At 72.4% G+C, this 1800-nt stretch carries 1 protein-coding gene and 1 pseudogene; both read right to left on the reverse strand.

From position 1 onward, the window contains the following. Positions 1-48: 48 nt before the first annotated feature. Positions 49-1362, reverse strand: a complete 1314-nt coding sequence (locus tag V6M57_RS12295; protein ID WP_332815283.1) for a type II secretion system protein — start codon at positions 1360-1362, stop codon at positions 49-51. Then, positions 1359-1800: pseudogene (locus tag V6M57_RS12300) on the reverse strand (type II secretion system protein); the annotation flags it as partial. The pseudogene V6M57_RS12300 and the gene V6M57_RS12295, both read right to left, overlap by 4 nt.

Consider the following 1800-nt stretch of genomic DNA (forward strand, 5'->3'; position numbering starts at 1 on the left):
TCGGTCGATTCATGGTGCATACCCCAAAACAAAGTAGGACTCGGACGCTCAGAAGCCGATGGCGTCCGCGAGCAGCGCGTTGCGGTTGATGGAGATGGACAGGTCGGTGATGGCGGTGGTGCGGGCCGCGAATTCGTTGTGCGTGGCCTGCGCGTCCACCAGCGAGTCCACGGACAGCCCCATGGCGACGCCCGCGGCAATGCCGCCCGCCACCGCCGCGGCGATCCCGATCGCGGCCAGGCCGATCTGGAACGATCGTGCGCCCGCGCTCATGGTGGTGTCGGCGGTGGCCGAGAGCATCGCCTGGGCGGCGTCGGCCCCGCCGGCGATGGCGCTGGTCACGCCCGCCGTGGCGGCCGCGACGTCCGCCTCCGCCAGCTTGACCATCACGTACAGCTGGTCCCGGTAGTCGTACAGAGCCCGTTCCAGCACGAAGGCCCCGGTGGCGGCGTTGAAGTGGGCGTGCTCGGCCACCGACAGGCCGGTCTCGCAGCCCAGCAGGGCAAACAGCTCGGCGTGGCTGGCGGCGAGCACGGCGTCGTCATAGGCGTGGGTCGCGCGGGTGTTGGACGACTCGAAGGTGGGCGACGCGTCGCTGGCCGTGGCGTTGGCGCCGTCGAAGGCCTGGCCGTTGCCGTCGGCGTCGAGCAGGCCCGGCGCGGCGATGGCGAAGGCGGCCGGGCGGCGCACGCCGGCGGACATCACACCGAGTGAGCCGGCGGGTGCGGTGGCGGCGTCCGAGGCGGTGTTCAGCGCCAGGCACACGTCCACCTGGTTGACCGAGGCCGCGCCGCCCAGGCTGCAGGGCGGCGCGTTGGCCGCATTGCACGCGCTGTTGAGCGGCGCCGCCACGTCGCCGGACTGGGTGGCGCCCAGCAGCCCCGCCGTGGCCACAGGCAGGGGCGGCGCGTTGCCGTTGGGGGCGTTGCCGTTCTGCGGGCGCGGGTTGGGCGTGCGCACACGCAGGGGGTTCATGCGGTCCTGCGCCACGGCCAGGTCGCGGTCCAGATGGGCCGTGGCCGAGGCCTCGCGGAACACGCCGTAGCGCAGCCGGCCAGCCTCGGGCCGCGGCAAAGCCAGCGTCTGCCAGGGCACGTAGCCGACCTGGCGCAGGCCCCCGCCCGCGAGTGAACACGACTCCACGCCGTTGGCGTCGGCCGCTGGGCACGGCAGGCGGTGGCGGGCGTACAGGAAGCCCAGCACCGACTGGTGGGCCTGCTGCTGCGCGTCCAGCTGCACGGCCGACACGCGCTGGCCCGCGGACTGCTGCCAGAACGCCACCGCCCCCCACACGATGAGGCCCAGCGCCAGCAGCGCCACCGAGATCTCCACCAGCGTGAACCCTTTCATGCGCTGTCTCATGGGTTCAGTCCTTTCGTGTCGAGGGCGATGGATTGGCTCAGCGCGTCGGCCAGCGCGCCATAAACGCCAGCAGCGTAGGTGCTGGTGGCCACGAGCTTGGCCCGGGAGTCCACCAGGGCCTGCTGGGCGTCCACCAGGTCCTGCGCCGCCAGCACGGTTTCCGTGACGGCCACGGCCATGTTGACGGCCGCGATGGCCACGGCGTAGACGGTCAGGCCTTCGGTGTTGGCGGCCGAGGCCAGCCCCACCAGGGTGCTGGTGGTGGAAATGGCCAGGCCCATGGCCGCCATGGCCACGCCGGTCTCGGCGCCGCTCACGCCGTCTTCGGCCGTGGTCACGTCGAATTCGCGCAGCGACCAGTACTCCTGCATCACGCGGGTGGTGTCGTACTGGGCGAAGGCCGCCTGGGCCGAGGCCTGGGCGGCGCTCAGTCGCGCC

The organism is Ramlibacter sp. (assembly GCF_036676645.1).
GTDB lineage: Bacteria > Pseudomonadota > Gammaproteobacteria > Burkholderiales > Burkholderiaceae_C > Ramlibacter.

What these genes read in the sequence shown, in the direction of transcription:
- V6M57_RS12295 (WP_332815283.1), bottom strand. Translation starts at nt 1,362, where the DNA reads ATGAGACAGCGCATGAAAGGGTTCACGCTGGTGGAGATCTCGGTGGCG.